This is a genomic window from Gordonia alkanivorans (genome assembly GCF_004011905.1).
Classification (GTDB): Bacteria; Actinomycetota; Actinomycetes; order Mycobacteriales; family Mycobacteriaceae; genus Gordonia; species Gordonia alkanivorans.
Genome location: NZ_CP027114.1, coordinates 2,127,861 through 2,151,558, shown reverse-complemented (window position 1 = coordinate 2,151,558; position 23,698 = coordinate 2,127,861). Strand labels below are relative to the sequence as shown.

Below are 23,698 nucleotides of genomic sequence, written 5' to 3'. Positions count from 1 at the left end.
GATGAAAGCGTGGTGAATGACGCGCCGGAGGCGTACGTTCTCGCCCGATTCGTCCCACCCCATAGACTCCTCCGCGTGGGTCAGTTGATAGCGGTGGAGGGGCTCGACGGCGCCGGTAAGAACACCTTGGTGACCGGTCTGGTCGAGCGCTGGACGGCGTCGGGCCTGCGGGTCGCGACGTTCACCTTCCCGCGCTACGGGCAGTCGGCGACCGCCGACATCGCCTCGGAGGCACTTCACGGTTCGCACGGCGATCTCCGGGACAGCGTGTACGCCATGGCGCTGCTCTTCGCCCTCGACCGGGCCGACGCCGCCGCGGACATCACCGCGGCGACCGGATCGAACGACATCGTCATCCTCGACCGCTACGTCGCGTCGAACGCGGCCTACAACGCCGGTCGCCTGGAACAGGACGCCGACGGCGAGGTCGTGCGGTGGGTCGCCGACCTCGAGTACGGACGGTTCGGCATGCCGGTCCCCGACCGCCACGTCTTGCTGGGGGTGCCCGCCGAGGTGGCCATGCAGCGTGCCGAGAGCCGGGCCGCCGTCGACGCGAGCCGGGCACGCGATGCCTACGAACGCGACAGCGACCTGCAGCGCCGCGTCGACGCGGTGTATCGCCAACTCGCCGAGGCCGACTGGACGTCCCCGTGGCACCGGTACGACGGCGAGGACATCGCCGCGCTGGCCGGCCTCCTGACCCGCTGACCTCCGACCGATCCGTCGACCGCAAGTCACCCCGACGGGCGTCATTCGGACGTACGCCACCCCGCCGACCGGGCTCTGCCGTCGACAAGGCTCTTCGCTAGCCTGGATCAATGACTGGGGAGGGGGTCGAATGACCTATCAGCCGCCACCACCCGGTGGCCCACCGCCACCGTTCGGGCCCGGTCGGCCCGGGTACCCCCAGGGGCCCGGCCCCGGTGGACAGCGGCCGTATTCCGGGCAGTTCCCGCCCGCGTCGCAGCCGCGACCTCCCTACGGCCCGTACGGAGCCCCGCCGCCCTACGGCGTCCAGAGACCCGGGCCCTATGCCCCGGGCGGCGGCTACGGAGGCCCTCCCGGCGGTCCCCCGCCGCCCGAGCGCAACACCGGCGCGATCGTCGCCTGGATCACCGGCGGCGTCGCCGTCATCGCCCTGGTCGCCCTCGTCGTCACCCTGGTCGTGACGTCGTCCGGACCGGAGGATTCCTCTGTCGCGACAGGTTCGAGCACCTCGTCGAGCACCTCTCCGGGTGGTTCGACGAGCACCGACTCCGACCCCGAATCCGCCGACTACGCAGCGCTTTCCCAGATCCGCGCTGCCCTGCAGAACTACGTGTCAGCTCGAAACGCACGCGACGTCGTACGCATGAAGGCCGCGGTCTGCACGCAGTCGCGGGAGCGCATCACCGGCCCGCCGCCCGCCGAGGACGGCATGATCGTGCTCGACGGTTTCCTCGAGACGGTCTTCGACGGCAACGTCGCCCAATCCGAGGTCGTGTCCCATCTCGAAAAGGGCAGCCGCCGAACCGAATCCGAGAAATCCAAGGAACGGTTCCTGAAGGAACGCGGCTCGTGGATCTATTGCCCTGACGCCGAACCCGACATCGGGGCCTGACCCCAAAACGCCGCAAACCCACCCTTTTTCGGCATTTCCACCCCCAGCGAGGGTGGTGGATCTGCCGAAAAAGGGTGGGTTTGCGTGAGCGGGTTACCTCAGTAGCGGTAGTGCTCCGGCTTGTACGGGCCCTCGACGTCGACGCCGATGTACTCGGCCTGCTCCTTGGTGAGCTTGGTCAGCTTGCCGCCGAGTGCCTCGACATGGATGCGCGCGACCTTCTCGTCGAGATGCTTGGGCAGGCGGTAGACCTCGTTGTCGTACTCGTCGTTCTTGGTCCACAGCTCGATCTGCGCGATCACCTGGTTCGAGAAGCTGTTGCTCATCACGAACGACGGGTGGCCGGTCGCGTTGCCGAGGTTGAGCAGACGACCCTCGCTCAGGACGATGATCGACTTGCCGCTCTCGAAGATCCACTGGTCGACCTGCGGCTTGACGGTGATGCGCTTGGCGCCCGAACGCTCGAGGCCGGCCATGTCGATCTCGTTGTCGAAGTGGCCGATGTTGCCCAGGATCGCCTGGTGCTTCATCTGACGCATGTGGTCGAGGGTGATGATGCCCAGGTTGCCCGTGGAGGTGATCACGATGTCGGCGTTGCCGATCGCGTCCTCGACGGTGACCACGTCGTAGCCGTCCATGAGGGCCTGCAGCGCGTTGATCGGGTCGATCTCGGTGACCTGGACGCGGGCGCCCTGGCCGGCCAGCGACTCCGCGCAGCCCTTGCCGACGTCGCCGTAACCGCAGATCAGAACCTTCTTGCCACCGATGAGAACGTCGGTGCCGCGGTTGATCCCGTCGATCAGCGAGTGGCGGGTGCCGTACTTGTTGTCGAACTTCGACTTGGTGACCGAGTCGTTGACGTTGATCGCGGGGAACGTCAGCTCACCGGCAGCGGCGAACTGGTAGAGCCGCAGCACGCCGGTGGTGGTCTCCTCGGTCACGCCCTGAACCGAGTCGGCGATGGTGGTCCACTTGTTCTTGTCGGTCTCGAAGCGCTCGCGGAGCAGCTCGAGGAAGACCTTGTACTCGGCCGGGTGATCGTCCTCGGTCGGCGGCACGACGCCGGCCTTCTCGAACTCGGCACCGCGCAGCACCAGCATGGTGGCGTCGCCGCCGTCGTCGAGGATCATGTTGGCCGGCTTGTCCGCCTCGGGCCAGGTCAGCATCTGCTCGGCCGCCCACCAGTACTCCTCGAGGGTCTCGCCCTTCCAGGCGAAGACCGGGACGCCCTTGGGCTCGTCCGGGGTGCCGTGCGGACCCACGACGACGGCCGCAGCCGCGTGATCCTGGGTCGAGAAGATGTTGCACGACGCCCAGCGGACCTCGGCGCCGAGCGCGACGAGTGTCTCGATCAGCACCGCGGTCTGCACGGTCATGTGCAACGATCCGGAGATTCGAGCACCCTTGAGCGGCAAGACATCTGCGTTCTCACGACGCAGTTCCATGAGTCCGGGCATCTCGTGCTCGGCGAGCTCGATCTCCTTGCGGCCGAAGTCCGCCAGGGACAAGTCGGCCACCTTGTAGTCGATCCCGTTGCGGCTGTCGGCCTTCAGCTCGTCCTGAGCAGTCGTCATCTGATCCCCTTGTCGTTCGCTTCGTGCGCCGCGTGTGCAGCGATCTGTGCGTTCGATCCAGGCTATCGGACCATGCCCGCCGAGCCCATGGTCAGGTGTCGGGCCCGGTTTCCCCGGCCGCGACTTCCGCCGTTCCGACCTCCTCACCGCGCTCCCGCCGGGCGAAGACCGAGTTGCGGTAGCCGTAGGCGAAGTACACGACCACACCCAGCACCATCCAGATCACGAACCGGATCCAGGTTTCCACGGACAGGTTCAGCATCAGCCACAGGCAGGCCAGGATCGACAGAATCGGGATGAACGGCACGAGGGGCACCCGGAACCCACGTTCGAGATCGGGCCGGGTTCGGCGGAGGACGATGACCCCGACACTCACCAGCACGAACGCGAACAGGGTTCCGATGTTGACCATCTCCTCGAGGGTGCCCATCGGGAAGAACGCCGCGAGCACACCCGAGACGACGCCTACGACGACCGTGAAGCGCACCGGAGTACCGCGCTTGCCGGTGTGTGCCAGCGATCTGGGCAGCAGTCCGTCGCGCGCCATCGCGAACCCGACGCGGGTCTGGCCGAGCAGCAGCACCATCACAACCGTGGTCAGGCCGGCGAGCGCACCGAGATCGATCACCCAGCCCGCCCACGTGACACCGTTCGCCTCGAATGCCGTGGTGAGGGTGGACCCGGTGACCTCGCCGGTCACCGGATCTGTCTTGTCGGCCAGTTCCGGGTAGGGGACCATCCCGGACACGACAAGACTGACCGCGACGTAGAGGACCGTCACGATGGCCAGAGATCCGAGGATGCCGCGCGGCATCGCCTTCTGCGGGTTCTTCGTCTCCTCCGCGGTCGTGGCCACGACGTCGAAACCGATGAAGGCGAAGAACACCAGCGAGGCCGCCGCCAGGAGGCCGTACCAGCCGAAGGTACTGCCCTCTGCGCCGGTGATCGCCGAGAACAGTGTCTGGTGGAGGCCGGTGTCGCCCTCGGCCGGCGGAGCGGCGGGCGGCACGTACGGGTCGTAGTTCTTCAGCTTGATGTAGAACGCGCCGACCACGATGACCAGCAAGACGACGAAGACCTTGATGGTGGTGACGACCAGCGACACCCGCGACGACAGCTTGGTGCCGAGCGCGAGCAGGACGGTCAGCACCGCGATCAGCAGCACCGCGCCCCAGTCGAAGCTGATCGAGTCGGTGAGCTCGACCGATGCCGCCGATCCGAGGATGTTGCCCAGGTAGAGCGACCAGCCCTTCGCGACCACGGACGCAGCGAGAGCGAACTCGAGGATCAGATCCCACCCGATCACCCATGCGACGAACTCACCGAAGGTGGCGAACGAGAAGGTGTAGGCACTACCGGCGACAGGCACGGTCGAGGCGAACTCGGCGTAACAGAGCGCCGCGAGTGCGCACGCGATCGCGGCCAGCACGAACGCCACCGACACCGACGGGCCGGCCAGATTGCCCGCCGTGCGTGCGGTGAGCGTGAAGATACCGGCGCCGACGACAACCGCCACACCGAAGACGGTGAGATCCCACGCGGTGAGGTCTCTGCGGAGTTTGGTGTCCGGTTCGTCCGTGTCGCTGATCGACTGCTCGACCGACTTGACGCGCTTGAACGGGTTACTCATCGTGCCTCCTCGGGCCGAGGGTCGCGCGCCCCGCGATCTTTCCAGGCTATCTCGGACAGACGGTTCATCGGACGTCGCGCTCGCATCGAGGGCGACGTGCGCCGAGAGGTGGAGCGGTTGCGGATCAGGTGTCGCGGAACGGGTGCGGTTGCGCCGCGCGCTCCTCGTCGTCCCGCACGAGATCGGGGTCCTCGTGGAGACCGTCGACCTCGGGGTGACGGTTCAGGAAGATGACGCTCGCGACCAGCCCTCCCCACACGATTCCGATGGAGATGAGGAGCATGACGATGGCGATCCCACTCATCAGACTGTCTCCTTACTGGCCTTGTGGTCGGTTCCGCGAACGCCTTCGGGTAGTGGCGGCCACGGCAAGAAGTCGGGATCGTCGCGACCCCTCCACGACGGCAGGGACAGACCGACCGCCGCGACGATCACCAGAGCGATTGTGCCCCAACCGAAGACGCTGATGTACCAGGTCGGGTATCCCTCGTATCCCTCGTCGATCACCGACCACACCTTCTGGACGAGCATGATCGTCAGGAAGATCGGTGCGACGACGCCGACGAGTCCCAGCCAGATCCTGCCGACCTTGAACGTCGACACCGCGTTCAGGTGGTTGCGCAACATGTCGCCGCGCCGCAGCACCCAGATCAGGATGATCGTCATCAGGATGGCCGAGGAGACCACGCCGACGTTGTTGGCGAACATGTCGACGGTGTCGAGGGCGATGAGACCCGAGGTGGTGGAGAACAGCCCGATCGAGATGAGCCCGCACACCACCGACACACCGACCGCCGCCTTGGTGCGCGAGAGACCCCACTTCTCCTGGATGCCCGCGGAGACACCGATCATCAGCGAGATCAGCGACGTGAAGCCGGCGATCACCAGCGAGCCGAAGAACAGCGCGCCGAAGAACGCCGCGCCGGGCATCTCGGAGATGACGGCCGGGAACGTCACGAACGACAGGATCGGGCCGGTGAGCCCTTCCAGATCGGACACCGCGACCTGCTGCTGGTAGGCGAGGAATCCGAGCGCAGAGAACACTCCGATGCCGGCCAGGATCTCGAAGGATGAGTTGGCGAACGCGACGACGAGCCCGGAGCTCGTCATGTTCGCCTTCCGCCGCTGAAACGATGCGTAGGCGATCATGATGCCGAATGCGATCGACAACGAGAAGAAGATCTGGCTGTACGCCGCGATCCACACGTCGAGGTCTTTCAGCGCCTCCCAGTGCGGGGTGAACAGTGCGTTGAGGCCATCGACGGCACCGGGCAGCGTGACCGCGCGGATCACCAGTCCGGCGAACCCGACGAACAGCAGCGGGATGAAGACGATGTTGACCTTCTCGATGCCGTTCGCGACACCGAGCAGCAGCACCGCGAGAACCGCGAGCCACACCACGATCAGCGGGAGCGCGACTCCGCCGACGATCGTCGTGGAGACCCCCGGATCACCGACCTTCAGGTACTCGCCGGTGAAGAAGGCGGCCGGATCATCGCCCCAGCTCTGGTTGAACGAGAAGAAGAAGTAGCTGAGCGCCCAGGCGATGACCGCCGCGTAGTAGACGCTGATGACGAACAGCAGGCCGGTCTGGAACCAACCGAGCGCCTCGACCGGTTTCTTGATCCGCCGGAACGACAGCGGCGCCGTCCCGCGGAAGCGATGGCCGACCGCATAGTCGAGGAACAGCACCGGGATTCCCGCGGTCAGCAGCGCGACGAGGTACGGGATGAGAAAGGCCCCTCCGCCGCTCTCGTAGGCGACGCCCGGGAAGCGCCAGATGTTGCCGAGCCCCACCGCGGAACCGATCGCGGCGAAGATGAATCCGGAGTTCCGAGTGAAGGTCTCCCGGTTTCCTCCAGCGGCTTTCGCAGACGTCACTGCTACCTCCTCATCGAACGCTGAGTCCGCGGGACACGGGTGCCCCGGGGACTGTCAGGTGCTGACGCTATCGCACTCATCCCCTCGCCCGCGGAGGTTGTGGTCGGCCTGTCGAAACGCCCACGGGCGGACACCGTGTCATTCGGACAGACGACGACAGGGACCCCGCGTGTGACCGCGGAGTCCCCGTCGATTCAGCTCACTCAGGCGAGCGAACGGAAGCCGCTCGCGATGGAGGAGTCGGTGTCGGACATGGTGCGGCTGGCGTTGGTGACGCCGTTCTGCAGCGCCATGAGACGCTCGCGCGACTGTGCGAAGGCACGGTCGAAGTTCGCCTGGGCCTCGAGGTAGGCGGCCTTCGCCTGCGCCGAGTTCCAGTTGCCGTCGAGCGCGGCGACCCGGTTCTTCAGCTGCGTGTTCTGGTCGTCGAGCTGCTGGAAGGCGCGGCCGAGCCCACTGCTCAGGTCGCCCAGGGCCGCGAAGTCGTAATTGATGGTCATGAGAGTGCCTTTCGAAAAGAGGGTGGGAAGGTCAGACGCCGAAGTGCCCGGCGGCAGCCGAGTCCTGGTCTTCGTAACCGGCGAAGCCGTTGGTCATCTGCGCCTTGATCTGATCGAGAAGCTGGTTGAGCGTGTTGGCTTCCTTGTTCCAGTCGGTGTGCGTGCCGTCGAAAGCCGCACCCGCCTTGCCCTGCCACGTCGGGGTGGTGTTCGCAGCGTGCTTCTGGATCACCCCGATCGTCTCCTTCATGTCCGCGACGATCCCGCCGACCGCCGCTGCGGTGGCCTGACCCTCCGCGACATCGACCTTCACTCCGGCGCCGCCTGCTCCCGGCAGATTCAGCATGAGTTCTCCTCCTGTGTAACGGCACCGTTTGGCGATGCCCCCGTTGGTATCCGTGACACAGATACCGCTGACAGTTGTCTCCCGCGGAGGTATGGACCGCGAGATCCCCCGACCCCGATCACGTCGACCACGTCCCGTCCGGGAGGGTCTCGATCAGCAGGCGCACGGCCTGCGCGATCCGATGACCCGAACCCGGCGAGAGGGTGGTCCACACCCGACCGTCCGGAGACTTGCTGGGACTCGACACGATCCGCCCCCGGGCGGTGTCGAAAACGGCCAGGGCCCCAGAAGATTGGGAGAATCGTCCGTCCTCGTTCGCAGAGGCGACGATCTCGGTGCGCACCCGGCAGGACGCGAATGCCGAGGAGATGACGACGGCATCGGACAGCGGCGCGCCGAGCGTGTACAACGCGTCGGTGATCTCGGTGGCCGATCCGCTGCGTCCGAGACCGTCGACCAGGTCGTCGGTGGGAACCGAGAACGACGTGAACTCGCACGCGGTGGCGTCGTCGAACCGGGAACGCAGGAGGTCGGCCACGGCATCGAGGTCGGCGACCTCGACGACGGCCAGGTCGAGCCGTTCGCCGGAACGTTCGGCCAGAACATGCTCATAACCCCTGCGTGCCAGGCACATTCGGCGAACACCGGTATCGGTGAAGGAACGGATCTCGATCTCACGTTGCGGCCGGGAGAGGACGCGGAGAACCGTGGCCAGCCACGGGACGGGCTCGTCGTGGTCCACCAGGCCGAGGGCGGCGATGGCCGCATCGCTCTCGCGGTCGGCCACATGCTGCGCGGACTCGTCCTCAGCACCGACGGGCATGTCGAGCACCACCGGCCAGGTCTGCACGCCGAAGCGATCCCCGAGGCGAAGGAGCACAGCCGCGTCGAGCGCGACGGCGTCGTCGTGAGTCGTCGGCATCATGCGCGGTCCCCGTGATCACCGAGGAACAATGTCTCCGCCAGATACCGCGGATCAACATTCGAAGACTCGGAGACCGGCGCCGAGACATAGTGGGCTGCAGGATGATCGGAGGTTTCGACGTCGGCCCAGGTGAGCGGGGCGTCAAGGCCGTCCGACGCACGTGCGAGGCCATCGCCGGGATCGGACGACTCGGAGTCGACGGAGACGCTGCGGATGGTGGCGCCACGATCGCCGGCGGCCGCCGTTCCGGGCGCCATCGGTGGCGGCACACCGGCCCCTGGCGTGGTCGCCGTACTCGCGGATGCCGCAACGGGGGTCGCAGACGGGGGTCCAGCACTCGCCACGACCGTCGGCGCGTAGCGGAGCTTTTCCGCGGGCGGCGCGTACGAGCCGGACATCACACCCGTCATCGGCGCGCTCGGAGGCGTCATCGGTGGCGTGACCTCGGCTCGCGCCCCGGCCCGAGCTGCGGCGGCCTGCTCGGAAGCAAGCGCCTCGCCGGACACCAGGTCGGGAGCCCGGCGCGAAGACGGCCAGGGTTTGCCCACCGGTTCCGTCGCGTTCTCGTACGTCTGCATGACCCGGGCTGCGCGCATACGTTGCTGTGCGACAGCACGTTCGGCCTCCGCCGCGGCCCCGGCGATGATCGGCGCGACCGCGGTTGCGCTGGTGGCGATCTCGTGGAGCTTCGTCGCCACCTCGACCTCGGCGAGGTTGGGCATGTTCAGGCGCGCGACAGTGGTGGCCGCGGCCTGCGCCTCCGCACGGACGGCGTTCTCGGCGGCCTCGGTGGCGGTCTCGGCGAACCACGGCGCGAGCTTCGTCAGTTTCTCGAACGCTGCACTGGTGTGCGCGGATTGCCAGTGCACGCCCAGCCGTCCGAGTACCGCCGCGTATTCGATCCCGGCTTCGCCGATCTCGGTCGCGAGTGACGCCCACGCGGCCCCCGCTTCCACCAGGGGCGCGGGCCCCGGCTCGGCGCCGAGGTCGGCGGCCAGTTGTTCACTGGTACGTGAGTCCCAGTTGACGCCGGTGAAGCCGGCTCCGGTCGTGCTGGTCATGGTCCCTCCCCTCTGCTGGGCGACGAGTCTGATGCGATGTCCGAGTCGGGCTGCCGCAGCGGCGGCAGCGGTCAGTTGTGTCGGATCACAGCTGGAGCTTGAAGGCGGCGGCCGCCTCGGCCTCGCCTTCGAGGAAGCCGGAGGCCTGCGCCCGTAGCAGCGCGGCGATCTTGCGGAGCTCGAGAACGCCGCCGGCGGTGTCTTTTTCGAACTCCCGGGCGACCGTCGTAAAGCTGGCCGCGGTTGCGGTCGACACCTCGTCGCGCCCCTGGGCGTCGACGGTGAGCTTCGGCCCCGCACCGTTCAGCGCCAGCTCGAGCCGATCCGCGATCTTGTCGAGATCGACTGCAGCCGAGATCAACTCGGCCGGTTCGACGCGAAGTTGTGCGTTGCTCATGCTTCCTCGTTTCGTGTCAGACCGGGCACGCCCAGCCGTAGTTCGATGTCGGGACCCGAATCGGCCTCGGCCGCCTCTTCGTGGCCGATGACCGCCGGTGCGACCTCGGGGTCGTCACCGACCACCGCACGCCCGTTGTCCTCGGTCACGAGGTAGTCCGGCACGCTGTGCTGGCCTTCGGAGGCGCCCGCCCCGCGTGCACCGGCGCCGGCCGCACCCATCGGGGCGCCGCCCATCGGCATCGCCGCGGGCGTGGTCGAGACACGCGGGGCCGCCGACGATCCCAGGGAGGGTTCGCCGCCGCCGAAGCCGGTCGGCACCGTCGGCCGGGAGGCGCTCAGCGGCGTCATCATGCCGGCGATTCCGCCGCCGCCACCGCCGCCGCCTCCACCTCCGCCGCCGCCTCCGGCACCCTTGGCCTTGGTGAGCGGGCTCCCGGCGGGCGCGACGATCGCCGAATCCGGATTGACGCTGAGCATCTTGCTGATCGGCTGCATGAGCGTGGACGGCAGTTCGGTGGCCGTCGACACCGCCGGGGAGACCACGTCGAGGACCGAGCCGGCCAGGGCGAAGGGTGATTGCCCTGCACCCGCGGTCGGTGCGCCGGTGATCGCGACCGGCGCACCGTTGGCGGTCATGGCGGTCGTGGGGGCGAGCAGTTCGGCCCGGGTCACGGCGACCGCCGCGGTGGCCAGCTCGAGCCCGGCCCCGGCGACGACGGCGGCGGTACTGAGTCCGACCGCGATCGCCGGGCTCATGATGACCGGCACCAGAGCCGAGATCTTGGCGACCGTCGCCGCGACGATGCCCTGCACCACGGCCAGCCCCTTGGCGACGATGGCGGCAGCCATCTTGGTGTCGATCGAGATCCCGGACCCCTGCGCGGCCAGGGCAGTGCTGTTGGTTCCGGCCTCGGCGGTCTTGGTGGCCGCACCGACCGCACCCTGACCCGCCCACAGCTGATCGGCGAGCTTGAGTGCGCTCTGCCCCATCGTCATCGACGTCTCGAGCACCTTGGTGAGGCTGTCGAAGATGATTGTCGGGTCGAAGCCGGCGCCGCTCAGGTCACCACTGCCGAAACCACCGAGCAGATCGGTGATCGGCTTGATGAACATGTCGAGATCGGGCGGCTGCATCGGCGGCAGCCCGGGCATCGGCGGCAACGGCGGCAGTACCGGCAGCGGGGGAAGCCCAAGGCCCCCGAGCACATCCGCGACCGTGCGATCGAGAATCGGTCCCAGCGGACTGGCATCGATCATCTCCTGCACGGTCATGTGACTGAGCGCAGGTACATCCGGGACGCCGGGCAACGGGCCCCGCAACGGAGGGAACGGGGTCACAGCACCGAACGGATCGCCGCAGCGGTCGCGGCATCGGTGCCTTCGTACTCGGCGAGACCCGCGACGGTGGAGGCGGCGGTCGCGGCGTGTACCGCGGCGAGCTGCCCGACCGACATCAGATGGTTGGCCTGCGCGAAGATGAACGACGCGAGGAACTCCTGCCCGATGAGGCCGAAGACCGGGACCATTGCGGCCGTGTTGGCGGCGGCGTCGATCGACCCGGCCGTCCCGATTGCGGAAGCCATCGCCGCATTCGTCGCCGCGAAGCCTTCGAGCGCCTCGGATGTCACTTTCACATTCGTCATCGCAACCCCCTTGTGAGTGCAAGTCCTGTCGATCGACCGTCTGTCGGCCGGTTCACGTCATTCACCCGCCGGACGCGCGCCGAGCATGTCGCCGAATGATTCGTTGAAATCCTCGGTCACCGATGCCACCCGCGCGTAGACCCGTTGTGCGGCAAGAGCCGACGTCGCCACGATCTGCTCACCGAGCCGGGTGGCGCCCAGTTCGTTCGCGCCGTGTGCGAGTCGGAGGTCGACCAGGGCGCCCTTGGCGTCCACCTCGACCGTCACCAGGCCGTCGGCCGAGGTCACCGTCACCGCGATCGCCTCGAGGTTCTCCTGGAAGGACCGCAGGCCGTCCAGCTGACGGGCGGCACGTGCCTCGAGTTCGTCCATCGCCCAACTCATCGGCGCAACCACGACGTCATGGCGTCGGCTTCCTCGTCGTCACGTTCTTCGGCCGCGGCCAGGTCCTCGGGCTGCGGCAGCTTCATCTCGTTGACGAGATCGCGATCCACCCCGGCCGCGAGCAGGTTCTCGCGCAACCGGATTCCGGCCGACATCGCGGACTGCTTGCAGAGGCGCAGGATCTCGGCGGCCAACAGTTCCGGATGCTTGTCGAGTTCGGTGGAGGCGATGCGCACGGCCACCGGCAGGCCTTGGGCCGTGGTCCGGACGGCGATACCGCCCGAACGCGAACGCGCTTGCGAGAACTGGTGGACGACGGCCCACGGATCGTCGCCGGCGCGCGCATCGTCGGAATGCGCTGCCGCCCCTTCGGTGTAGCTCATAGAAGCCGAACCCCCCTTCACGCCGATTTAGACGCAGACGGGGTTCCTCCCGGTTCCATCGAATTCCCGTTCGATGAAACCGCCTCCCCCAGATGCCGGTTCACCGGGTCGTCGACCAGCCACGACCACGGTGCCGCCCCGCCTCGCACCTGGGGTTCAAGTGCCTGATCCTGCCACAACTCGATCAACGCCACCACACGCCGAATTCGGTATGTAGAAGCGAGAGTGTGAGATGAACTGTGGATCTCGTCCGAAATCCTCTCATACCCTTGGGTAGACTCTCGTCGACGCTGCCGGAGTCGGTCAGAGTGCAAGCAGATCGCACCGAGGATCGATGCCTCATCGATCCTCGCATGCTGCCGGTGATCATGCTCGCGCACAGATCACGGCTCGCCAGGTCGGCCCGGCCGCAAGACCAGAGGATTCCCCGATGACGTACGAGAACTCGACGACGCCCGACGGCGCCGATGCGCCGGCACCGCCCCCGTGGCTGCAGTTCGCGCCGCCTCCGCAGGAGCCGACACCGGCTCCGCAGCCACCGTCGGCGTCTCGGACTCCCGCGAACGACGACCGGGAGACGGATTTCCCGCCGGCCCCCGGCATCGCGCCGCCGAATCCCGTTCCGGCGCCGCGCCCCGATGCACCGCGCCCACCGGAGGAAGCAACCGCCGGTGCCCACACGCCGCCGGCCCCGGAACCCGCCCGTTTCCCCGACACGCCTCGAGGACGGGACTTCCACACGCCGCCCGCCGGCCCGCCGTTCGGGCCGGGACCCATGCCCACGTTCGACCACACACCCCCGCCGGCGACTCACCAGCCGCCACCGTTCCCGCAGACCGGGGCTCCCGGCCCCGCACATCCCGCCGGTCCGCCGGTCGGGAACGGACAGGTGCCGCCGGGGCAGTTCGGTCCGGGCGCCGGACCCGCACCCGCGTATGCGGCCCAGCAGGCGCCCGCAGGTTACGGTCCGCCACTGGGTGGTCCGTCGCTGGACGAGGTCGCACTGATCCGCAAGGCCCGACGCGCACCGAGTCGCGGCTGGCGGCGCGCCGTGCACACCATGTCGGCCGGTGCCATCAATCCCGGTGAGTCGCAGGGCGACATCGCCTACCAGCAGCTGCTCGAACGGGTGAACCGACCCGTGCGCGGCGACTACCGCATCGCGGTGCTGTCGCTGAAGGGCGGCGTCGGAAAGACCACGACCACCGTCGGTCTCGGCTCGACCTTCGCCTCCCTGCGCGGGGACCGGGTGATCGCCGTCGACGCCAACCCCGACCTCGGCACGCTCGGGCAACGTATCCCGCAGCAGACGCGTTCGACGGTCCGCGACCTGCTCGCCGATCAGAACGTGTACCGCTACTCCGATGTCCGGGCCCACACGTCGCAGGCCCCGAGCCGACTGGAAGTACTTGCCTCCGAACGCGATCCGGCGATGGCCGAGGCGTTCAACGAGGACGAGTACCGCGGGGTCGTCACCATCCTGCAGCGGTTCTACAACATCATCATCACCGACTGCGGCACCGGTCTGAGCCACTCGGCGATGAACGGTGTCCTCGACCTCGCGAACACGATCATCCTTGTCAGCTCACCGGCGCTCGACGGCGCACGCAGTGCCGGCGCCACCCTGGACTGGCTCGAGGCCCACGGCTTCGGTCACCTCGTGTCGCGGGCCGTCGTCGTGCTGAGTTCGTCGCGTCCGGGGTCGTCGACCATCGACACCGACCAGCTCGGTCAGCACTTCCTCACCAGGTGCCGTGCGGTCCACAAGATCCCGTTCGACGACCATCTCGCCGAGGGCGCCGACGTCGACCTCGAACTGATGTCGAAGGCCGCCAAGCGGTCGTTCGTCGAACTCGCGGCCACCATCGCCGACGACTTCTCGGGCACCACGCTGCCGCGGGAAGAGCCGTACCTCGGGTAGACCGCCGGATCAGCGCTCCTCCGGCGGCGCCTCATCCTCGGGCGGGGTCACGTCCATTGCGGCGACGACGCCCTGCCGGCGTCTCGTCGCCCGCCAGCGTCGCGCGGCGTGGACGGACATCGGCACCACCACCGTGAGTACCGACGCGATGATCAGGATCTCGATGTTGTCGCGGATGATCGGCACGTTGCCGAGCAGGTACCCGGCCACGATGATCCCGCCCGCCCACGCGAAGCTGCCCAGGACGCTGAAGAACGTGAACGCGCGGTAAGGCATCCCGCTGAAGCCCGCGGTGAGGGGCACCAGCGTGCGGACGATGCCGATGAACCGGCCGAAGAACACCGTCAACGGCCCGAATCGGTCGAAGAAGGCGTTGGTTCGCGTCACGTACTGCGGCCCGATGCGCTGCATCATCCGACCCTCGACGACGCTGCGTCCCAGGCGGCGACCGATGAAGTAACCGCACTGGTCCCCGGCGATCGCCGCGAGCGCCACCAGGGGGACCACCAGCCAGACCGGCGCGAACGGGTCCGGCTGCGCGGCGAACACACCCGCGGTGAACAGGAGCGAGTCCCCGGGAAAGATCACACCGAACAGCAACCCGGTCTCGACGAAGACGAGGACGCACAGACCGATCAGGCCACCGGTGGCCACGAAGGACTCGACGTCGAACGGATTCATCAGGGCCCACAGTAAACGGTTCGCGCAGGTGAGAGCGGTGATCCGACCGAACGACCCCGCGGGCCGCGGTGGCGTCGCCGGGGACGGCCGGTCGGGTCATCCGTCCCACCCGACCGCCGACGCGCGAACTCCACGCAGGTGGGGTTTACTCGACCGTAAGCAGCGCACCTCGAGCAAGAAGGGGGAACCACAATGCCGTCGAGGACCCCCGGTCCGTCGAAGCCACCGGCTCCGGCCCTGCGTCCTGTTTCGGACACCGACGTTCGCATCGAGTATCACACGATCCACGGTTACCGCCGCGCCTACCGGATCGCCGGCAGCGGTCCGGCGCTCCTGCTCATCCACGGGATCGGCGACAATTCGTCGACGTGGGACGAGGTCATCCCGATCCTGGCGCAGCACTACACGGTCATCGCGCCGGACCTCCTCGGCCACGGCCGCTCCGACAAGCCGCGCGCCGACTACTCCGTCCCCGCGTTCGCCAACGGGATGCGCGATCTGCTGGTCGTCCTGGGCCACACCAAGGTCACCGTCGTCGGTCACTCCCTCGGCGGCGGCGTGGCCATGCAGTTCTGCTACCAGTTCCCGCGATTCGTCGAGCGTCTCGTCCTCGTCGCGGCCGGCGGGGTGACGCGGGAGGTCAATCCGGCCCTGCGCCTCATCTCGCTGCCCGTGGTGCACCAGGCCCTGTCCGCGCTGCGGATTCCGGGCGTCGTGCCGGGACTGCGAGTCGCGGCCAAGGCCGTCGCGGCCGCCCCGGTGCTCCCGTTCGCACCGGTGACCGCCACACCCAAGCGCCTTCTCGCCGACCATGAGGACCTCATGCGCGTCCTCGGCGATCTCGCCGACCCAACCGCCTACGCGGCGTTCCTGCGAACCCTGCGGGCCGTCGTCGACTGGCGCGGACAGTCGGTCACCATGCTCGACCGCTGTTACCTCACCGAACGACTCCCGGTCCTGCTGATCTGGGGCGACGAGGACATCGTCATCCCCTATCACCACGCCGAACTCGCCCACTCCGCGATCCCCCACTCGGAACTCGAAACATTCGAAGGCGCAGGACATTTCCCGTTCCGCGACGACCCGGAACGGTTCTGCCGGGTGGTCATCGACTTCCTGTCGCGGCACGACCCCATCGTGTTCGATCCGCTGAACTGGCGGCATCTGCTGTCCGAGGGCGCGCATCCGCAGGACTTCATCGACGACGAGGACACACTCGAGATCGTCATGGAGGCCTTCGAGGACGAGCGCAACGCGACCTGAGTCCGCGCACCGCCGTTCTCCGTCACAGGTCTGTGCAACCATGAGTCCATGACCCACCCGGGCGACGGGCCGGACGGTACGACGCCGTTCGGCCACCAACCTTCCGAGTACGACTCGAGCCCCGGTTTCGCCGTGCCCGGGTACGGTGCGCCACAAGCGAATCCGGCACCGTATCAGTACGGCGGCGCACCGGTCCCCGAGCAGCCGCTCGTCGTCATCGGCGACATCACGTGCACCCAGAGCTTCGTCATCACGCCGTCGGGTACCTGCCCCATCGCCGGTACGCAGTGGGTCGTCACCGACATGTCCGTGTCGACCGAACGGATGTCACAGACGGGGCTGGTACTGGCCATCGTGGGCTTCTTCATGGTGTGCTTTCTCAGCCTGCTGTTCCTGCTGATGAAGGAACGCAGTACCACCGGATACATCCAGGTGACCGTGCGCGGCGCGGGCGGCTTCCTGCACGTCACCAACATCCCGGCGTATTCGCCGGTCACCATGGGTGACGTCTCGGGTCGCGTCAACTACGCCCGCACCCTTGCCGCGATGGCCTGACCGCACGACCCGACACGACCACACCGACCCGACGACACCACGCAGGACCCACCGAGGAGGACCGACCGATGACCAGCCCGGAGAACCCCGGCGACAAGCCGTACGACCCGTTCGTGAAACAACCCCCGCCCGCGGACACCTCCCAGCCGGGCACCCCCACCTACGGCACCGACCCGAACGCGGGGTACGCGCCGCCGCCGTCCGGGACACCCGACAATGCCTCACAGGGATACGGGACACCGCAGGGATACGAGGCCCAGCAGCAATACGGCACCCCGCCGCAGTACGGGGGCGGGCAGCAGTACGGGGGCGGGCAACAGTACGGCGCACCCCAGTACGACGCCCCGCAGTACGGTGCACCCCCATACGGTGCACCGGCCGGCTACGGCTATCCCGGAGCACCGGATCCGAGCGCGCCGTACGGCCGCGACCCCGCGACCGGCGAACCGTTGTCGGACAAGTCGAAGCTCGTGGCGGGTCTGCTGCAGATCTTCCTGGGCACGCTCGGTGTCGGCCGTTTCTACATCGGCGACAACACCATCGGCGGCATCCAGCTCGGCCTGACGATCATCGGCTACATCACCGCGATCTTCCTGATCGGATTCGTGCTGATCTTCGGTGTGGCGATCTGGGCCCTCGTCGACGGCATCATGATGCTGACCGGAAGTGTCCGGGACAAGAACGGCCTCAAGCTCGGTAACTAGCCTCCGCAGCAACCGGTGGCTCCGCGCACGTCGCGGGTCACCGTGTTGCGGGCGGCGAGTTCGTCGTCGGCGGGATAGTCCACGCCGACCAGGCACAGTCCCCTGGCCTCGGCCACCGGCACCTGCGAACTGCGCGCCTTCTCCGCGAGCAACGCACTGCACCAGTCGACGCTCCGCCGGCCGTCCCCGACGCTGGCGACGGCACCCACCAGCGACCGCACCATAGACCAGCAGAACGCATCCGCGCTGACCTCACCGACGAGCACGCCGTCCGCGTCACGCGTCCACGAGAAGCGCTGCAGGTCCCGGATCGTCGTCGCACCCTCCCGCCGCCGACAGAAGGCGGCGAAGTCGTTCAGCCCCAAGAGTTCCGTCGACGCGGCGTTCATCGCGTCGACGTCGAGCGGGCGGCGCCAGGTCGCAGTCGTCCGCGCGACCACGGGTTCCGGCCCCCACCGCGAGTCGTCGAGCCGATAGCGGTAGTGGCGCCGTAGCGCGGAGAAACGCGCATCGAACGCGTCCGGGACCACCCGGACCTCTTTCACCCGGATGTCATCCGGGCACATCTTCGCCAGTCGACCGATGAGGGTCGACGGGTCGCCGCCGATCGACCGGGTCTCCAGCGCCGAGGCCGGGATGACGGCATGAGCGACCTGCCCCGTCGCATGCACACCGGCGTCGGTCCGCCCGGCCACCGTCAACCGGACCGGCACCCGCAGGATCGTCGACAACCTGGTCTCGAGTTCCTCGCATACACTGCGCTGCCCGATCTGCCGTGCCCACCCGGCGAAATCGGTGCCGTCGTAGCCGAGGTCGAAGCGCAGACGACAGAACCCGCCGGCACCGGAATCCGGGCCGACGGGTTCGGTCAGCAGTTCTCGACTCAGTCGACTACTTCTTGTCGTCGTCTGCGTCGGTGGTCGCCTCTTCCGCCTCGACGGCGGTGGCAGCGGTCGACTCGTCGTCGACGGCCTCGGCGACAGCGTCGGCGTTGGCGACCTCGGCGTCGGTGGCGTCGGCCTCGACGGCCTCCACCACGTTCTCCTCGGCCTTCTTGGACGCGGCGACACGGGTCGCGCGCGACGCCTCGCTCGACGCGGTGGTCTCGCGAACCAGCTCGATCACGGCCATGGGGGCGTTGTCACCCTTGCGCGGCAGCGTCTTGATGATGCGGGTGTATCCACCGTTGCGATCGGCGAAGAACGGGCCGATCTCGTCGAACAGCGTGTGCACGACGTCCTTGTTGCGGATGTCCTTCAGCACCTCACGGCGGTTGGCCAGCTTGCCGGCCTTGGCGTGGGTGATGATCTTCTCCGCGTACGGGCGCAGGCGCTTGGCCTTGGCCTCGGTGGTGGTGATGCGGCCGTGCTCGAAGAGCGAGGTGGCGAGGTTCGCCAGCATCGCTTTCTGGTGGCTGGCCGACCCGCCGAGGCGGCGTCCCTTGGTGGGCTTGGGCATTGTCTTCTCCTAGGAGGACTCCCGATCACTCGAGCGGGAAGTCAGGGTTTGGGCGAGCGTGACAGCCGCCGCCGGAGGCGACTAGAGCTGTTCGGTTTCGGCGAAATCCTCACCGGAATCGGCGTCGAACGACGCGTCTTCCGACCACGTACCGGTGGCGGGGTCGTATCCGGCGACCTGCGACGGATCGAAGCTGGCCGGGCTGTCCTTGAGGGACAGGCCGAGTGCGTGCAGCTTGACCTTGACCTCGTCGATCGACTTCTGGCCGAAGTTGCGGATGTCGAGCAGATCCGACTCGGTCCGGGCAACCAGCTCGCCGACGGTGTGAACACCCTCGCGCTTGAGGCAGTTGTACGAACGGACGGTCAGCTCGAGATCCTCGATCGGCAGGCTGAACGACGCGATGTGGTCGGCCTCCGCCGGAGACGGTCCGATCTCGATGCCCTCGGCCTCGACGTTGAGCTCCCGGGCGAGCCCGAAGAGCTCCACCAGGGTCTTGCCCGCCGACGCCAGCGCGTCACGCGCGCTGATCGAGTTCTTGGTCTCCACGTCGAGCACGAGCCGATCGAAGTCGGTGCGCTGCTCGACACGGGTGGCCTCGACCTTGTAGGTCACCTTGAGCACCGGCGAGTAGATCGAGTCGACCGGGATACGGCCGATCTCGGCACCCGACGCCTTGTTCTGCACGGCCGGCACGTAGCCGCGGCCCCGCTCGACGACGAGCTCGATCTCGAGCTTGCCCTTGTCGTTCAGGGTTGCGATGTGCAGATCGGGGTTGTGCACGGTGACACCGGCCGGGGGCACGATGTCGGCGCCGGTGACGGTGCCCGGACCCTGCTTGCGCACGTACATGGTGACCGGCTCGTCCTCGTCCGAGGAGACCACGAGGCCCTTGAGGTTCAGGATGATGTCGGTGACGTCTTCCTTGACCCCGGGGACGGTGGTGAACTCGTGGAGCACTCCGTCGATGCGGATGCTGGTGATGGCAGCACCCGGAATCGAACTGAGCAGGGTACGACGCAGCGAGTTACCGAGGGTGTAACCGAAGCCCGGCTCGAGCGGTTCGATGACGAACTTCGACCGGTTCTCGGCGATGACTTCCTCGGTGAGGGTGGGTCGCTGTGAGATGAGCATTTCGTTTTCTCCTTTGGCCGCCCGCTATATGACGACCTCGAAAGTGAACCGAACAGCAGGTAGCTGTCGGGCTGGTCTTGCTCGAGCGTCTACTTGGAGTAGAACTCGACGATGAGCTGTTCGGTCAGCGGGACCTCGATCTGAGCGCGCTCGGGCACGGAGTGCACGAGGATACGCAGGGTCGAGGGCACGACCTGGAGCCAACCCGGGACCGGACGATCGCCGACGAGCTCCTTGGCGATCTGGAACGGGACGGTCTGCAGCGACTTCGGACGGACGTCGATGATGTCGTACTGGCTGACGCGGTAGCTGGGGACGTCGACCTTCACACCGTTGACGGTGAAGTGGCCGTGGCTGACCAACTGGCGGGCCTGACGACGGGTCCGTGCGATGCCCGAGCGGTACACGACGTTGTCGAGACGGGTCTCGAGGAGCTTCAGCAGTTCGTCACCGGTCTTGCCGTTGCGACGATTGGCTTCCTCGAAGTAGCGACGGAACTGCTTCTCCATCACTCCGTAGGTGAAGCGCGCCTTCTGCTTCTCCTGCAGCTGGAGCAGGTACTCGCTCTCCTTGATCCGCGAGCGGCCGTGCTGGCCGGGCGGGTAGGGGCGACGCTCGAATGCGGCGTCTCCACCGATCAGATCGACGCGAAGACGACGAGACTTCTTTGTTGCGGGGCCGGTATAACGAGCCATGTTTCTCTGTTCCTCCCTTTCCCGCTAGACCCGACGCCGCTTGGGCGGACGGCAACCGTTGTGCGGCTGCGGGGTGACATCGGAAATGGTGCCGACCTCGAGGCCGGCTGCCTGCAGGGAGCGGATCGCGGTCTCGCGACCCGAACCCGGTCCCTTGACGAATACGTCGACCTTCTTGACGCCGTGCTCCTGGGCCTTGCGCGCAGCGTTCTCGGCCGCGAGCTGAGCCGCGAACGGGGTGCTCTTGCGCGAGCCCTTGAAACCGACGTGGCCCGACGACGCCCAGCTGATGATGTTTCCGCTGGGATCGCTGATCGACACGATGGTGTTGTTGAACGTCGACTTGATGTGCGCGTGGCCGTGCGGGACGTTCTTCTTATCGCGACGGCGGGTGCCCTTCTTGGGGCCTGCGCTACGTGACTTCGGAGGCATTACTTCTTCTTCCCGGCGATGGTCTTCTTCGGGCCCTTACGAGTGCGGGCATTGGTCTTGGTGCGCTGTCCGCGGACGGGCAGGCCACGACGGTGGCGCAGACCCTGGTAGCAGCCGATCTCGATCTTGCGTCGGATATCGGCCTGCACCTCGCGACGCAGGTCACCCTCGACCTTCACCGAGGCTTCGATGTACTCACGCAGCTTCGAGACGTCTGCGTCGGTGAGATCCTTCGCCCGGAGGTCGGGGCTGAGGCCCGTTCCCGCGAGGATCTCCTTGGAGGTGGTGCGTCCAACTCCGTAGATGTAGGTCAGTGCAATCTCCAGCCGCTTTTCGCGGGGGAGATCCACACCAGCAACACGTGCCATGTGGCGGATTTCCTTTTCGATTTCCAGAGGTCTTCTCCCAGTCCGTCCCGCGAGCTGGTGCCGAACCGTGTGTCCGGCCTCGTGGGCTCCGGCCTCTGATCCGGAGGTAGGCGGTGACGCGTCTGTCGCCGCTGGTGCTGAGAGGTCTTCTGATCTTCAGTTGTCTGTATTCAGTTGTTCTGACTCAAGCGACCCGGAGGGTGCGCGTGATCAGCCCTGACGCTGCTTGTGACGCAGGTTCTCGCAGATCACCATGACCCGACCGTTGCGGCGGATCACCTTGCACTTCTCGCAGATCGGCTTGACGCTCGGCTGAACCTTCACGTCAATCTCTCCTGCTCGGCTCGCCCGCGCGCACGCCTGAACACGGCCGTACACGTGGGTGTCGGTCTCCTCCCAGACGGATGTCCGGGAAGTCTTCTCCCGGCGAGGCCGGGAAAGTCTTATTTGTAGCGGTACACGATTCGCCCACGAGCAAGGTCGTAGGGCGAGAGTTCCACGACGACCCGGTCCTCGGGCAGGATGCGGATGTAGTGCTGCCGCATCTTGCCGCTGATGTGGGCGAGAACCTTATGACCGTTCTCCAGCTCAATGCGAAACATCGCATTGGGCAGGGGTTCGATCACTCGACCCTCGACCTCGATGGCCCCGTCTTTCTTCGCCATTTCCTCCGCGATCCTGGCCGTTTCCGCGACACCCGGGTGGTGCTGCGTCGTTGGCCCGGTTGAATCAGTGTTTGTCCGTTAAGGTGTGGTCACCGCTCGGCGAGGACCAACACCCGGTGCGAGCGCTCCGATCCGCGTGGGGACACGCGGATGCGGGCACGCGAGACGCACCGACGATCTATGTTACGCGAACTGCGGGAACAGTCCAAATGCGTGCCGGTCGGCCACCGCATTCCGCCCGACTCGCACATCAGACGGACGTTTCCGGCACGGTCGTACTGGCAGACTGTTGCGCATGCTGGCATTTCTGGTCCGCACCGTGTGCACCGCGGTGGCGTTGTGGGTGGCGACTCTGATCGTCCCGGGAATCGAGTTCGTAGGCGGGTCGACGACTGCAGAGAAGGTCGGGATCGCGCTGGTCGTGGCGGTCATCTTCGGCGTCCTCAATGCGTTCGTGAAGCCGATCGTGCAGATCATCTCGATCCCCTTCTACATCTTGACGCTGGGGCTCATCCACATCGTGATCAATGCGCTGATGCTCGAGATCACCGCCTGGATCACCCGGAACACCACGCACTGGGGTCTCGAGGTCGACGACTTCTTCTGGTCGGCGATCTTCGGCGCGATCGTCGTGTCGGTCGTCGGCTGGCTGCTCGGGCTGCTGATGCGGGACCCGGTGGACCGATGAGCACGGTGACGAGGACCCTGAAGGGCCTCCGGCGCATCGGGGTCGTGGCCGTCGTCCCGGCGCTGGCCCTCACGCTCGCGGCGTGCGGCAGCGACGGCGCCGTCGACCAACAGCGGTCGGTCACCGTCGTCGGCACCGGACAGGTCAGCGGCGCGCCGGACACCCTTCGCGCCGACATCGGCGTCGAGGCGACCGCGGGCGACGTGACGACCGCACTGAACGAGACGAGCGAGAAGGTGCGCGCGGTGACCGATTCCGTCGTCGACGCAGGCGTGGAACGCAAGGACGTCGCCACCCAGCAGGTGTCGGTGACCCCGCAGTACTCCAGTCCCGCCCCCGGTGGCAGCAGTCAGATCAGCGGCTACATGGCGACCAACTCCATCCGCGTCACGATCCGCGACATCTCCAAAGCCTCCACGGTCCTGAGCGCAGCCGCCACCGCGGGCGGCGACAACACCCGGATCAGCAACGTCTCCTTCACCATCGACGACGACTCGCAGCTCCTCAAGGAGGCCCGGGAAGCGGCGTTCGACGACGCCCGCGGCCGCGCCGAGCAGTACGCCTCGCTTGCCGACGACTCACTCGGCAAGGTGCTGACCATCAAGGAGACGACCAGCGGTCAGGAACAGCCCGCCTCTCCCGGCACCTTCGAGCGCGACGTCGCCGCGTCGCCCGTGCCCATCGAGCCCGGCGAGCAGGAGCTGACCTTCACGGTCACGGTGACCTTCGGGCTCAACTGAGCGCTGAGAAGCGCCCCTCAGAGGCACCCTCGGCAGCGCCGCCGGCGGCACAGTGTCGTCGGACGGTC

General features: G+C 67.3%; 30 protein-coding genes. 8 read left to right on the top strand and 22 right to left on the bottom strand.

Annotated elements, in window-relative coordinates; translation table 11 throughout:
• The first annotated feature begins 75 nt into the window (after window positions 1-75).
• Together C5O27_RS09585 and C5O27_RS09580 are read left to right on the top strand one after the other, a co-directional pair.
• Complete coding sequence (locus C5O27_RS09585; protein ID WP_127962587.1) at window positions 76-708, top strand: dTMP kinase; 633 nt, start codon at window positions 76-78, stop codon at window positions 706-708.
• A gap of 130 nt (window positions 709-838) precedes the next feature.
• Complete coding sequence (locus C5O27_RS09580) at window positions 839-1,600, top strand: hypothetical protein (RefSeq protein ID WP_006360158.1); 762 nt, start codon at window positions 839-841, stop codon at window positions 1,598-1,600.
• A gap of 98 nt (window positions 1,601-1,698) precedes the next feature.
• On the opposite strand, the gene ahcY is transcribed toward C5O27_RS09580, so the two are convergent.
• The 13 genes from ahcY to C5O27_RS09515 all read right to left on the bottom strand — a co-directional run bounded on the left by ahcY (window position 1,699) and on the right by C5O27_RS09515 (window position 12,326).
• Window positions 1,699-3,174: an adenosylhomocysteinase gene (ahcY, locus tag C5O27_RS09575; protein ID WP_127962586.1), complete on the bottom strand. Its 1,476-nt coding sequence runs from the start codon at window positions 3,172-3,174 to the stop codon at window positions 1,699-1,701.
• Window positions 3,175-3,265: 91 nt separating this feature from the next.
• Window positions 3,266-4,804, bottom strand: coding sequence for an amino acid permease (locus C5O27_RS09570; protein ID WP_035755041.1), 1,539 nt, complete (start codon window positions 4,802-4,804; stop codon window positions 3,266-3,268).
• A gap of 124 nt (window positions 4,805-4,928) precedes the next feature.
• The gene (locus C5O27_RS09565; protein WP_035755039.1) at window positions 4,929-5,108 is read right to left on the bottom strand and encodes a methionine/alanine import family NSS transporter small subunit; all 180 of its coding nucleotides are present in this window, start codon (window positions 5,106-5,108) and stop codon (window positions 4,929-4,931) included.
• The gene (locus C5O27_RS09560; RefSeq protein WP_035755038.1) at window positions 5,108-6,685 is read right to left on the bottom strand and encodes a sodium-dependent transporter; all 1,578 of its coding nucleotides are present in this window, start codon (window positions 6,683-6,685) and stop codon (window positions 5,108-5,110) included. The genes C5O27_RS09565 and C5O27_RS09560 overlap by 1 nt, the downstream gene beginning before the upstream one ends.
• Window positions 6,686-6,888: 203 nt before the next feature.
• A complete protein-coding gene (locus C5O27_RS09555) occupies window positions 6,889-7,185 on the bottom strand; it encodes a WXG100 family type VII secretion target (RefSeq protein WP_127962585.1) in 297 nt (98 codons plus the stop codon).
• Between the two features lie 31 nt (window positions 7,186-7,216).
• Window positions 7,217-7,531 carry a WXG100 family type VII secretion target gene (locus C5O27_RS09550; protein ID WP_006360164.1) on the bottom strand — a complete coding sequence of 105 codons (315 nt, stop codon included), beginning with the start codon at window positions 7,529-7,531 and terminating at the stop codon, window positions 7,217-7,219.
• Between the two features lie 118 nt (window positions 7,532-7,649).
• Window positions 7,650-8,456 (bottom strand): ESX secretion-associated protein EspG, encoded by an 807-nt coding sequence (locus C5O27_RS09545; protein ID WP_127962584.1) that lies wholly within the window; start codon window positions 8,454-8,456, stop codon window positions 7,650-7,652.
• A complete protein-coding gene (locus tag C5O27_RS09540) occupies window positions 8,453-9,517 on the bottom strand; it encodes a PPE domain-containing protein (RefSeq protein ID WP_127962583.1) in 1,065 nt (354 codons plus the stop codon). The genes C5O27_RS09545 and C5O27_RS09540 overlap by 4 nt, the downstream gene beginning before the upstream one ends.
• 85 nt (window positions 9,518-9,602) lie before the next feature.
• Window positions 9,603-9,914, bottom strand: coding sequence for a PE family protein (locus tag C5O27_RS09535; protein ID WP_127962582.1), 312 nt, complete (start codon window positions 9,912-9,914; stop codon window positions 9,603-9,605).
• Window positions 9,911-11,254: a hypothetical protein gene (locus tag C5O27_RS09530; RefSeq protein WP_127962581.1), complete on the bottom strand. Its 1,344-nt coding sequence runs from the start codon at window positions 11,252-11,254 to the stop codon at window positions 9,911-9,913. Before C5O27_RS09530 ends, C5O27_RS09535 begins: the two co-directional genes overlap by 4 nt.
• A complete protein-coding gene (locus tag C5O27_RS09525) occupies window positions 11,251-11,559 on the bottom strand; it encodes a type VII secretion target (protein WP_006360169.1) in 309 nt (102 codons plus the stop codon). Before C5O27_RS09525 ends, C5O27_RS09530 begins: the two co-directional genes overlap by 4 nt.
• Before the next feature lie 57 nt (window positions 11,560-11,616).
• Window positions 11,617-11,931, bottom strand: a complete 315-nt coding sequence (locus tag C5O27_RS09520; RefSeq protein WP_006360170.1) for a YbaB/EbfC family nucleoid-associated protein — start codon at window positions 11,929-11,931, stop codon at window positions 11,617-11,619.
• 8 nt (window positions 11,932-11,939) lie between these two features.
• Window positions 11,940-12,326 (bottom strand): hypothetical protein, encoded by a 387-nt coding sequence (locus tag C5O27_RS09515; protein ID WP_127962580.1) that lies wholly within the window; start codon window positions 12,324-12,326, stop codon window positions 11,940-11,942.
• 430 nt (window positions 12,327-12,756) lie between these two features.
• Here C5O27_RS09515 and C5O27_RS09510 point away from each other — a divergent pair, with 430 nt between their 5' ends.
• Window positions 12,757-14,247, top strand: a complete 1,491-nt coding sequence (locus C5O27_RS09510) for a MinD/ParA family ATP-binding protein (RefSeq protein WP_127962579.1) — start codon at window positions 12,757-12,759, stop codon at window positions 14,245-14,247.
• Between the two features lie 9 nt (window positions 14,248-14,256).
• Here C5O27_RS09510 and C5O27_RS09505 read toward each other — a convergent pair whose 3' ends face one another.
• Window positions 14,257-14,928: a DedA family protein gene (locus tag C5O27_RS09505; RefSeq protein WP_035755026.1), complete on the bottom strand. Its 672-nt coding sequence runs from the start codon at window positions 14,926-14,928 to the stop codon at window positions 14,257-14,259.
• Window positions 14,929-15,120: 192 nt separating this feature from the next.
• On the opposite strand from C5O27_RS09505, the gene C5O27_RS09500 reads away from it, so the two are divergent.
• From C5O27_RS09500 to C5O27_RS09490, 3 genes are all read left to right on the top strand, one after another.
• On the top strand, window positions 15,121-16,191 hold the full coding sequence (locus C5O27_RS09500; protein WP_035755024.1) for an alpha/beta fold hydrolase: 1,071 nt from the start codon (window positions 15,121-15,123) through the stop codon (window positions 16,189-16,191).
• A 48-nt stretch (window positions 16,192-16,239) separates the two neighbouring features.
• Window positions 16,240-16,746 carry a hypothetical protein gene (locus tag C5O27_RS09495; protein WP_035755022.1) on the top strand — a complete coding sequence of 169 codons (507 nt, stop codon included), beginning with the start codon at window positions 16,240-16,242 and terminating at the stop codon, window positions 16,744-16,746.
• 68 nt (window positions 16,747-16,814) lie between these two features.
• A complete protein-coding gene (locus C5O27_RS09490) occupies window positions 16,815-17,450 on the top strand; it encodes a TM2 domain-containing protein (protein WP_035755020.1) in 636 nt (211 codons plus the stop codon).
• Here C5O27_RS09490 and truA read toward each other — a convergent pair.
• The 8 genes from truA to infA all read right to left on the bottom strand — a co-directional run bounded on the left by truA (window position 17,447) and on the right by infA (window position 22,202).
• The gene (truA, locus tag C5O27_RS09485) at window positions 17,447-18,322 is read right to left on the bottom strand and encodes a tRNA pseudouridine(38-40) synthase TruA (protein ID WP_127963808.1); all 876 of its coding nucleotides are present in this window, start codon (window positions 18,320-18,322) and stop codon (window positions 17,447-17,449) included. The two genes, C5O27_RS09490 and truA, sit on opposite strands and share 4 nt — an antisense overlap.
• Before the next feature lie 19 nt (window positions 18,323-18,341).
• Window positions 18,342-18,908 carry a 50S ribosomal protein L17 gene (gene rplQ / locus C5O27_RS09480; protein WP_006360178.1) on the bottom strand — a complete coding sequence of 189 codons (567 nt, stop codon included), beginning with the start codon at window positions 18,906-18,908 and terminating at the stop codon, window positions 18,342-18,344.
• A gap of 81 nt (window positions 18,909-18,989) precedes the next feature.
• Window positions 18,990-20,042, bottom strand: a complete 1,053-nt coding sequence (locus C5O27_RS09475) for a DNA-directed RNA polymerase subunit alpha (RefSeq protein ID WP_005197582.1) — start codon at window positions 20,040-20,042, stop codon at window positions 18,990-18,992.
• Window positions 20,043-20,131: 89 nt separating this feature from the next.
• Window positions 20,132-20,737: a 30S ribosomal protein S4 gene (rpsD, locus tag C5O27_RS09470; RefSeq protein WP_035755016.1), complete on the bottom strand. Its 606-nt coding sequence runs from the start codon at window positions 20,735-20,737 to the stop codon at window positions 20,132-20,134.
• A 24-nt stretch (window positions 20,738-20,761) separates the two neighbouring features.
• Window positions 20,762-21,169: a 30S ribosomal protein S11 gene (rpsK, locus tag C5O27_RS09465; protein WP_004023536.1), complete on the bottom strand. Its 408-nt coding sequence runs from the start codon at window positions 21,167-21,169 to the stop codon at window positions 20,762-20,764.
• Window positions 21,169-21,537, bottom strand: a complete 369-nt coding sequence (rpsM, locus tag C5O27_RS09460) for a 30S ribosomal protein S13 (protein ID WP_006360180.1) — start codon at window positions 21,535-21,537, stop codon at window positions 21,169-21,171. Before rpsM ends, rpsK begins: the two co-directional genes overlap by 1 nt.
• Before the next feature lie 210 nt (window positions 21,538-21,747).
• Window positions 21,748-21,861, bottom strand: coding sequence for a 50S ribosomal protein L36 (gene rpmJ / locus C5O27_RS09455; RefSeq protein WP_005207978.1), 114 nt, complete (start codon window positions 21,859-21,861; stop codon window positions 21,748-21,750).
• Between the two features lie 119 nt (window positions 21,862-21,980).
• On the bottom strand, window positions 21,981-22,202 hold the full coding sequence (infA, locus tag C5O27_RS09450; RefSeq protein WP_004023539.1) for a translation initiation factor IF-1: 222 nt from the start codon (window positions 22,200-22,202) through the stop codon (window positions 21,981-21,983).
• 295 nt (window positions 22,203-22,497) lie between these two features.
• On the opposite strand from infA, the gene C5O27_RS09445 reads away from it, so the two are divergent.
• Both C5O27_RS09445 and C5O27_RS09440 read left to right on the top strand, forming a co-directional pair.
• Entirely contained in the window at window positions 22,498-22,890 is a 393-nt protein-coding gene (locus tag C5O27_RS09445) for a phage holin family protein (RefSeq protein WP_127962578.1), read from the top strand.
• The gene (locus C5O27_RS09440) at window positions 22,887-23,630 is read left to right on the top strand and encodes an SIMPL domain-containing protein (RefSeq protein WP_075863934.1); all 744 of its coding nucleotides are present in this window, start codon (window positions 22,887-22,889) and stop codon (window positions 23,628-23,630) included. The genes C5O27_RS09445 and C5O27_RS09440 overlap by 4 nt, the downstream gene beginning before the upstream one ends.
• Window positions 23,631-23,698 lie beyond the last annotated feature (68 nt).

What these genes read in the sequence shown, in the direction of transcription:
- C5O27_RS09505 (WP_035755026.1), bottom strand. Translation starts at nt 14,928, where the DNA reads ATGAATCCGTTCGACGTCGAGTCCTTCGTGGCCACCGGTGGCCTGATC.
- C5O27_RS09540 (WP_127962583.1), bottom strand. Translation starts at nt 9,517, where the DNA reads ATGACCAGCACGACCGGAGCCGGCTTCACCGGCGTCAACTGGGACTCA.
- C5O27_RS09510 (WP_127962579.1), top strand. Translation starts at nt 12,757, where the DNA reads ATGACGTACGAGAACTCGACGACGCCCGACGGCGCCGATGCGCCGGCA.
- C5O27_RS09515 (WP_127962580.1), bottom strand. Translation starts at nt 12,326, where the DNA reads ATGAGCTACACCGAAGGGGCGGCAGCGCATTCCGACGATGCGCGCGCC.
- C5O27_RS09475 (WP_005197582.1), bottom strand. Translation starts at nt 20,042, where the DNA reads ATGCTCATCTCACAGCGACCCACCCTCACCGAGGAAGTCATCGCCGAG.
- ahcY (WP_127962586.1), bottom strand. Translation starts at nt 3,174, where the DNA reads ATGACGACTGCTCAGGACGAGCTGAAGGCCGACAGCCGCAACGGGATC.
- C5O27_RS09570 (WP_035755041.1), bottom strand. Translation starts at nt 4,804, where the DNA reads ATGAGTAACCCGTTCAAGCGCGTCAAGTCGGTCGAGCAGTCGATCAGC.
- C5O27_RS09580 (WP_006360158.1), top strand. Translation starts at nt 839, where the DNA reads ATGACCTATCAGCCGCCACCACCCGGTGGCCCACCGCCACCGTTCGGG.
- C5O27_RS09525 (WP_006360169.1), bottom strand. Translation starts at nt 11,559, where the DNA reads ATGACGAATGTGAAAGTGACATCCGAGGCGCTCGAAGGCTTCGCGGCG.
- C5O27_RS09545 (WP_127962584.1), bottom strand. Translation starts at nt 8,456, where the DNA reads ATGATGCCGACGACTCACGACGACGCCGTCGCGCTCGACGCGGCTGTG.
- rpsM (WP_006360180.1), bottom strand. Translation starts at nt 21,537, where the DNA reads ATGGCACGTGTTGCTGGTGTGGATCTCCCCCGCGAAAAGCGGCTGGAG.
- C5O27_RS09555 (WP_127962585.1), bottom strand. Translation starts at nt 7,185, where the DNA reads ATGACCATCAATTACGACTTCGCGGCCCTGGGCGACCTGAGCAGTGGG.
- C5O27_RS09440 (WP_075863934.1), top strand. Translation starts at nt 22,887, where the DNA reads ATGAGCACGGTGACGAGGACCCTGAAGGGCCTCCGGCGCATCGGGGTC.
- C5O27_RS09490 (WP_035755020.1), top strand. Translation starts at nt 16,815, where the DNA reads ATGACCAGCCCGGAGAACCCCGGCGACAAGCCGTACGACCCGTTCGTG.
- C5O27_RS09550 (WP_006360164.1), bottom strand. Translation starts at nt 7,531, where the DNA reads ATGCTGAATCTGCCGGGAGCAGGCGGCGCCGGAGTGAAGGTCGATGTC.
- rpsK (WP_004023536.1), bottom strand. Translation starts at nt 21,169, where the DNA reads ATGCCTCCGAAGTCACGTAGCGCAGGCCCCAAGAAGGGCACCCGCCGT.
- C5O27_RS09445 (WP_127962578.1), top strand. Translation starts at nt 22,498, where the DNA reads ATGCTGGCATTTCTGGTCCGCACCGTGTGCACCGCGGTGGCGTTGTGG.
- rplQ (WP_006360178.1), bottom strand. Translation starts at nt 18,908, where the DNA reads ATGCCCAAGCCCACCAAGGGACGCCGCCTCGGCGGGTCGGCCAGCCAC.
- C5O27_RS09520 (WP_006360170.1), bottom strand. Translation starts at nt 11,931, where the DNA reads ATGGACGAACTCGAGGCACGTGCCGCCCGTCAGCTGGACGGCCTGCGG.
- C5O27_RS09535 (WP_127962582.1), bottom strand. Translation starts at nt 9,914, where the DNA reads ATGAGCAACGCACAACTTCGCGTCGAACCGGCCGAGTTGATCTCGGCT.
- C5O27_RS09495 (WP_035755022.1), top strand. Translation starts at nt 16,240, where the DNA reads ATGACCCACCCGGGCGACGGGCCGGACGGTACGACGCCGTTCGGCCAC.
- infA (WP_004023539.1), bottom strand. Translation starts at nt 22,202, where the DNA reads ATGGCGAAGAAAGACGGGGCCATCGAGGTCGAGGGTCGAGTGATCGAA.
- C5O27_RS09565 (WP_035755039.1), bottom strand. Translation starts at nt 5,108, where the DNA reads ATGAGTGGGATCGCCATCGTCATGCTCCTCATCTCCATCGGAATCGTG.
- rpsD (WP_035755016.1), bottom strand. Translation starts at nt 20,737, where the DNA reads ATGGCTCGTTATACCGGCCCCGCAACAAAGAAGTCTCGTCGTCTTCGC.
- C5O27_RS09500 (WP_035755024.1), top strand. Translation starts at nt 15,121, where the DNA reads ATGCCGTCGAGGACCCCCGGTCCGTCGAAGCCACCGGCTCCGGCCCTG.